The following is a 7,477-nucleotide window of genomic DNA, read 5'->3' on the forward strand; positions in this document are numbered from 1 at the left end:
CAGGTATTTCTGGATCGCCCGGTGCAACGGCCTTGCTCCAAACTGCTGATCGTATCCCTTGTCGGCAAGGAAGTTCTTGGCCTCCTCAGTTAATTCAAGAGTGAATCCAAGATTTGTGAGACGCTTCAGAACACCCTTCATCAGAATATCGATGATGAGGAATATATGTTCCTTATGGAGTGTATTGAAGATGATCACATCATCGATACGGTTCAAAAACTCAGGCGAGAAAGTACGTTTCAGCGCTTTTTCAATAACAGCTTTGTTATTTTCATTAGCGTTCTGTGTACGTGCTGCGGTAGCAAAACCTACGCCGTCGCCAAAATCTTTCAACTGACGTACCCCAATGTTCGAGGTCATGATGATGGTGGTATTCTTGAAGTCTACTCTTCTGCCTAAACCATCAGTCAACTGACCATCGTCCAGCACCTGTAACAGGATGTTGTAAATATCCGGGTGTGCCTTTTCAATTTCATCGAGCAGGATCACCGAATAGGGTTTGCGGCGAACTTTCTCGGTTAACTGACCGCCTTCTTCATAACCCACATATCCCGGAGGCGCGCCAATTAAACGGCTCACGGTGAATTTTTCCATGTATTCACTCATGTCGATGCGGATCAGCGCATCTTCAGAGTCGAACATGTAGCGGGCCAGTGAACGGGCCAGCTCGGTTTTACCAACACCCGTAGGTCCGAGGAAGATAAATGTACCGATCGGTTTTTTAGGATCTTTCAACCCAACGCGGTTACGCTGGATGGCTTTCACCACTTTATCGATCGCATCTTCCTGCCCTACCACCATTCCGCGCATATCTTCGGCCATGCGGCGCAGTTTCTCGCTTTCTGCCTGTACCATCCGTTTAACGGGGATACCGGTCATCATGCTCACTACTTCTGCAATGGCTTCGTCGTCTATGGGATAGCGTTTATGTTTGCTTTCTTCTTCCCAGCTTGCTTTCGCTTTTTCCAGGTCTTCCTGCAAACGTTTTTCGGTATCGCGTAAAGAAGCTGCTTCTTCAAACTTCTGGCTCTTTACTACTTTATTCTTTTCCACCTTTACATCTTCGATCTTTTTCTCCAGATCGAGGATCTCTTTCGGCACGTTGATGTTCTTTAAGTGAACCCTGGCGCCTACTTCATCCATTACGTCGATTGCTTTGTCGGGCAATAAACGATCGGTAATGTAACGGTCGCTCAATTTTACGCAGGCATCGATGGCATCGTCACTGTAAGTAACGTTGTGATAGTCTTCGTATTTTGATTTGATGTTGTTCAGGATCTGGATGGTTTCATCAACACTTGGTGGTTCTACCATTACCTTTTGGAAACGACGATCGAGCGCACCGTCTTTCTCAATGTACATTCTGTACTCATCCAGGGTAGAAGCGCCAATGCATTGGAGCTCGCCACGGGCGAGGGCTGGTTTAAAGATGTTTGAGGCATCGAGTGATCCGCTTGCACCACCGGCACCTACGATGGTATGAATTTCATCGATGAACAGGATCACATCCCTGTTCTTCTCGAGTTCATTCATGATCGCTTTCATGCGCTCTTCAAACTGACCGCGGTATTTTGTACCGGCTACCAGGGCAGCAAGGTCTAATGAGATCACACGCTTATCAAACAATACTCTTGATACCTTTCTTTGAACGATACGAAGGGCCAAACCCTCAACGATGGCAGTTTTACCTACACCGGGTTCGCCGATCAGGATCGGGTTGTTCTTCTTACGACGACTCAGGATCTGCGATACTCTTTCAATTTCTTCCTCACGTCCAACGATAGGGTCAAGGGCGCCACTTTCTGCTAAACGTGTAATATCGCGGCCAAAATTGTCTAATACCGGTGTTTTGCTTTTTGCATTTCCGGCAGAGCGTGATTTCTGCTGCGAGTACTTCTTTTCATCATCAAAATCATCTTCGTTCTCGTCGGCATATTCACTGCGTACGTCGTTGCTTTTAACAACGCCTAATTCGTTTCTGAATAAATCGTAATCCACGTCGAACTGATTTAAGATTTGAGTTGCTATGTTTTCCTTATTCTTGAGAATGGAGAGCATTAAATGTTCCGTTTCAACTGTCGGACTCTTTAGGGCTTTTGCTTCCAGCACAGTAACGCGTATCACCTTTTCGGCCTGTTTGGTGAGTGGCAGACTGTTTATGTTAGCAATGTTTTTACCGGTCTTGTCTTTTACTGCCAGTTCAACCTCTTTCCGCAATTCGTACAGATCCACATTAAAGCTTTTCAGTATACGGACAGCAGTGTTCTCTCCTTCACGGATCAACCCCAGCAACAAATGTTCAGTTCCGATAAAATCGTTCCCAAGCCGTAAAGCCTCCTCTCTGCTAAAAGAAATGATCTCCTTCACCTGGGCTGAAAAATTGTTGTCCATTTTATTTATAATTTGTTGTGTGTTATACAATAATAACGAATATTTTTGACATTATGTTGTTCCCTTTTATTAACGGTTGCCAGCTATTTTTAAGTACTTAAAAGGTCAATATGCAGTTCAAAATTGATACCAGTGAGAAATTCCATGCCATAACAATCAAAGAGCCAGTTTTATCTGCTAATATGACAGAAGAATTGGATACTTGTTTAATGCCCTTCTTGAAACAGGAAGTTAAAAACGTGGTGCTTAATTTACAAGACACTCAAAACATTGATAACGCTGCCGGTGAGCACCTGGTTACCATCCAACATTCGTTTTACGAGCAAAATGCATCCTTTGTGATCTGTTGTATGCAAAAGCAGGTGGAAAAAGCATTGGACGATGACGGATTACTTGAATTGTTGAACATAGCACCTACTGAAAGCGAAGCCTGGGACATTTTGCACATGGAAGAAATTGAACGCGAACTGGGTGATAGCATGTAACCTGTTTGAGTTCAAATGGGTACCTGCCATGAGCAATTTGTTGAACCGCCGTTGTGTCATCTGCTCTGCTGATTAAATTCCGTGAAAACACCTTTTTTTGAAATGTTAAAGTTCGAAAAAGGCAGATGGCCCTCCTACGCTAAAGCTTGCGCCTCCGCTAAAGCTTCAGCGACACGCGGACGGCGGGCAAAGCAAAAGGCAAAGGGCAAAGATGAAAATCGCTTTATCTTACATGCTTACGCTTTAAGTTTCAAGGCATCACGGCAACTGGTAAATCAAACATAATCAACTATAAAAAACAATAACTCCGTCAGCTGGCGGATCGGAAGTATGAAGAAATACGCCGTCATAGTCGCCGGAGGATCCGGATTGCGAATGGGTACTGCTATCCCAAAACAATTTCTGCCATTGCGCGGTAAACCGGTGCTCTGGCATTCGCTTCATACTTTCCTGGAAGCCTGGCCCGAGCTGGAGATCATTCTTGTACTGCCACAGGATCATTTACGTACCGGAGAAGACATCGTAGCTACTACTACAAATCCTGCCCGTATAAGGATCACGGTGGGTGGTGAGACCCGCTTTCATTCCGTTAAAAATGGACTTACCTCTATTAACGATCCTTCCATCGTTTTTGTTCATGATGCGGTAAGATGTTTGATAACCACCAACCTCATTCATCGTTGCTACGACGCTGCGCTTGATAAAGGCAATGCCATTCCGGCCATTCAACCCATCGATACCCTGCGTATTGAAACTGCCAATGGCAACCACCTGCTCGATCGCCAACAGGTTCGCATCATTCAAACCCCGCAAACATTTTACAGCGACCTCATAAAAAAAGCCTTTGAACAACCCTACGATCCCTCGTTCACCGACGAGGCCAGTGTAGTAGAAAAACTGGGCATACCCATTCAGTTGATTGAAGGTGAAGCTTCCAATATCAAGATCACCAGGCCATTGGATATTTTATTGGCTGAAAAGATCCTTGAAGAACGGTGAATGGTGGATCGTGAATCGTGAATCGGCAATCGTGAATCGTGAATCGTGAATCGTGAATCGTGAATCGTGAATCGTGAATCGTGAATCGTGAATCGTGAATCGTGAATCGTGAATGGCTCGCGATTGTTTGAGATTAATAATTTCCTTGCGCCGCCGGCATTTTTTCTGCCTTCTGCCTTCTGCCTTCTGCCTACTCCTTCCCACTAAGCAACTTCATCCACCACGACAGACGGTTCACATACAGCGCCGGATATATTTCGGGTTGAGCACCGAAGCTGCTATAAAAAAATGCCAGGTTGTGAAAATCCCCGCCTTCAAAATCGAGCAGCAAACCGGTGCCGGCATGTTCGTGGATAAACCGGTCAATTAAAAAATGTGAGGCGCCCTGCGTTCTGCCATTGGGATGGTTCCCCACAAAAATATAGTAAGCCCTATTATGCGAAAAAAAATACACACAGGATGCTACCAGTTCATTGGCGGGCGTGTATACACCACAGGCCACCGCCTTCTTTTGTGCCTGCAGCAACTGATATAACCTGGTGAAGTTGGCATAATCCGTCGCCGTAACATGACTGCTACGATCGGGCTGCATCTGCGCCAGTCTAATCACTTCCTCCACACCTATTTCAGTGGTATACCTGTTGTTCAGTTTTTGCGCGCGTTTTATGTTGCGTTTTATATTGTCGCGATACCCGCTGTATAATTGTTCATAGGGTGCTTGCAGGGATAAAATAAAATTGTTGTGCAGTTGGTGAAACTCAGGCGGGTTTTGAAAGATATTACCCGCGTTCAAACAGGTGTCGATCAATTTAATCGCGGGTGGGATGGCCTGGATGAACTGTTTCACCAGCTCTTTCGTCAGGGACTGGCCAAACACGCCGAGTGAAGCTACCAGCGCCGGTTTATAAATATATTGAACACCCCATTTTTGCCGCAGAGGCAAGGGCATCACGGCTTCATAATCGCCCAAGACCAAAGCGCTCCAGCCGGGGGCCATATGGTCCAGGTAAAAAGAAAAGGCATAAATAAGCCCGTTAGGAGCTTTGTCAATACATTGATCCCATTTAACGGCATCAACCTGGTTACGATGCAGATATTGTAGGTTGCTTTGCAACATGATGCCGGTAAGATACTAAAACGGGATCTTATTATCTGTTGCTTTGTGAATATTAAAGCGGTGAATATCTATACTGAATGAGATCTTTTTAATGAATGAATTTTCATCGGGAACCGTTTTCAGGTTATCCCTGAATTCCTTACTGTATAATACAGGTGCATACACGTTCAGCAGGTCTTTAAACATAGTTACCTGCAACCCGGCCACATACAAAAAGCGGCTGGTAGGAGCATCTTTCTTCCAGGCATCGGCATAGGTGCCTGCATCCAGGAATATTTTTACCGGCAGGTTCAACGGCAACAAGCCTTTGGGCAAAGTGGTATTCAGGTTCATCGATGCGATCCAGTTGTCTGAACGGCCCTGCAAACCCTGGAAAATATCGGTTCGTAATTTCAAGCCGCCATCGCGCATCATGATCTGCTGACTGGCCAGGCCCGTGTTTTCATTACGACCAACAAAATAATTGCTGTAGGTATAATCTTCATTACCCCGTACGGCAGTAAGCTTGGGTTGATAGATGTACGTGCTGAATTGTTTGGCGGCCGTTTTCTCGCCTATATAACCGAATTTGGCAGCAAACAGGCGCATTTGCAACCCGCCATAATTGGCATAATTGAAATAATAATTACCGGTGGCAGAAGCGCGGTAAAAACCATCGCCCTGTTGTACCTGTAATTGCAGATCGCATGGATACAACACGCGGTAATCGGCTATATTAAAACTTAACTGGTTCAAATACCGCCGGGTGGTTTTGCCTTTTGTTGGGTAGTAGACCTCATCCTGGCCCTGCACATACTTAAAATTATTCTCCCAGATCAGGAATGTGCGCCACTCGAGCCACTTCTCTACACTGCTGCGCGGCTCTTTTTTGGCAAACGTGAATCGCAAGGCCGGCGCCACTTTATAAAAACCGGCTGTTATTTTATGGGCGTTGCTATCTGTTCCATCGAGGGTTGAAAAATGCGCCCCGCTTACCGACAGATCAATCTTTTCGAAAGTTTTATTGGGCCGCCAGGTATAGCCTACCCGGCCAAGACCTACGAACTCTTTGCTGCCGGTTGCATACATCGGCGCTAAAAAATACTGCAGGTTGTGCGCGGGAAAAGAATAGTTGTGCAATACTAACCCGATCATAAAATGATCGTACACATTGTACCCTATCGACGGCATTATATTGATATAATTTACGCTGTCGTAATTTTTTAAGGAGAACAACCATACCGGTTTTATCTTTTTTGGATGCGCCATGGTGGTGACCCCGCCTTTCTGTTGCAGTGAATCAAAAAATTGGTTCACGGCCTTTCCATCGCCCACGGTAAAACTTTGTTGAAAATCTTTTGGGTAGGGATGTCTGAACTGCCATTGCCGGTAATACGCCTGCATACAACTGTCGAAGCGCCGGGTACCCATGGCATTCTCCAGGTGTTTTAACAGCACACCCGTTTTCATATACACTATGATCGGGTAATTCACAAAGGTAAAATCAGAGGAAGGGCTTTCAACCGGCTGGTCTTTTTTGAGCTTTGCCAGGCCATCGACGGCCAGTTCGTTCAGGTTATCGGGCAATCTGTTGGCTATCCATTTCGGATAATTTACCCCGGGGTATTTGATGGCGTTGTACCGGTCATCGAAATAGGTGTTCACGCCTTCATCCATCCACGCATGGTCGCGTTCGTTGCTGGCTAAAATGCCCATAAACCAGTTATGCCCTACTTCATGTTCAATGGTCATGTCGAGCTCTTTACTATCCATGCCCGGGGAAAGAGCGGTGATGGTGGGATATTCCATACCGCCGTCAAAACCCATTTGTGCTTCCACCACACTTACTACCTTATAAGGATATTCACCAATAAGGGTTGATCTATAATGCACCGCATCTTTTATATACTGAACACTTTTCTTCCAGGCTTCGCTGTTGGCCGACCGGTAAAAACTCATCGCCTGCACTACCCTGCCCGATGCCAGTTGAATAGTGTCCTGTTTTACCACAAAGTTTGAATCGGCAAACCAGGCAAAGTCGTGTACATTATCCTGCTTGTATTGTAAGGTCTTGAGGGTTTGCGGAACCCGGTTTATTTTTACTACGGTAGTTAATGGTTTGTGATTGACTGGTTTTCCCTTGCCCGCCGAAGCTTTAGCGTAGGAGGGGCCTTTGCTTTTTGCCTTGCCCGCCGAAGCTTTAGCGTAGGAGGGCCGTTTGCCGTCTGCCATAGGCTTTTTCCCCGCCACAGGCTTCTTGTTTTTCGGCACAGCTACTGGCGGTACAAAAGAAGCTCTCTCTACCAGCCATTGTTTCTCTGCTTCATTCTGCAACTCACCGGTTGCCGCTACTACATATTTATCCGGAACCGTAATGCGCACATCAAAACTGCCAAACTCGCCATAAAACTCACCCTGGTCCAGGTACGGCATAGGATGCCAGCCAAAGTGGTCATATACCGCCGGTTTGGGGTACCATTGGGTTACCTGGTAGCTATGACCGGTA

General features: G+C 45.9%; 5 protein-coding genes. 2 read left to right on the forward strand and 3 right to left on the reverse strand.

Annotated features, from left to right (window positions below; genetic code table 11):
- Nucleotides 1-2,391 (reverse strand): ATP-dependent Clp protease ATP-binding subunit (locus ACJ751_RS12800; RefSeq protein WP_407745888.1); only part of this gene is annotated, 2,391 nt, incomplete at its 3' end.
- A gap of 110 nt (nucleotides 2,392-2,501) precedes the next feature.
- On the opposite strand from ACJ751_RS12800, the gene ACJ751_RS12805 reads away from it, so the two are divergent.
- Both ACJ751_RS12805 and ACJ751_RS12810 read left to right on the forward strand, forming a co-directional pair.
- Nucleotides 2,502-2,876, forward strand: a complete 375-nt coding sequence (locus ACJ751_RS12805) for an STAS domain-containing protein (RefSeq protein WP_407745889.1) — start codon at nucleotides 2,502-2,504, stop codon at nucleotides 2,874-2,876.
- A gap of 330 nt (nucleotides 2,877-3,206) precedes the next feature.
- A complete protein-coding gene (locus ACJ751_RS12810) occupies nucleotides 3,207-3,875 on the forward strand; it encodes a 2-C-methyl-D-erythritol 4-phosphate cytidylyltransferase (protein WP_407745890.1) in 669 nt (222 codons plus the stop codon).
- Nucleotides 3,876-4,065: 190 nt separating this feature from the next.
- Here the strand turns inward: ACJ751_RS12810 and ACJ751_RS12815 are convergent, their stop codons facing one another.
- The gene (locus ACJ751_RS12815) at nucleotides 4,066-4,992 is read right to left on the reverse strand and encodes a GNAT family N-acetyltransferase (RefSeq protein WP_407745891.1); all 927 of its coding nucleotides are present in this window, start codon (nucleotides 4,990-4,992) and stop codon (nucleotides 4,066-4,068) included.
- Nucleotides 4,993-5,007: 15 nt separating this feature from the next.
- On the reverse strand, nucleotides 5,008-7,477 hold a 2,470-nt coding region (locus tag ACJ751_RS12820), incomplete at its 5' end, for a M1 family aminopeptidase (RefSeq protein WP_407745892.1).

This window comes from Niastella sp., from assembly GCF_045805085.1.
In the GTDB taxonomy this organism is placed as follows: Bacteria; Bacteroidota; Bacteroidia; order Chitinophagales; family Chitinophagaceae; genus Niastella.

What these genes read in the sequence shown, in the direction of transcription:
- ACJ751_RS12805 (WP_407745889.1), top strand. Translation starts at nt 2,502, where the DNA reads ATGCAGTTCAAAATTGATACCAGTGAGAAATTCCATGCCATAACAATC.
- ACJ751_RS12810 (WP_407745890.1), top strand. Translation starts at nt 3,207, where the DNA reads ATGAAGAAATACGCCGTCATAGTCGCCGGAGGATCCGGATTGCGAATG.
- ACJ751_RS12815 (WP_407745891.1), bottom strand. Translation starts at nt 4,992, where the DNA reads ATGTTGCAAAGCAACCTACAATATCTGCATCGTAACCAGGTTGATGCC.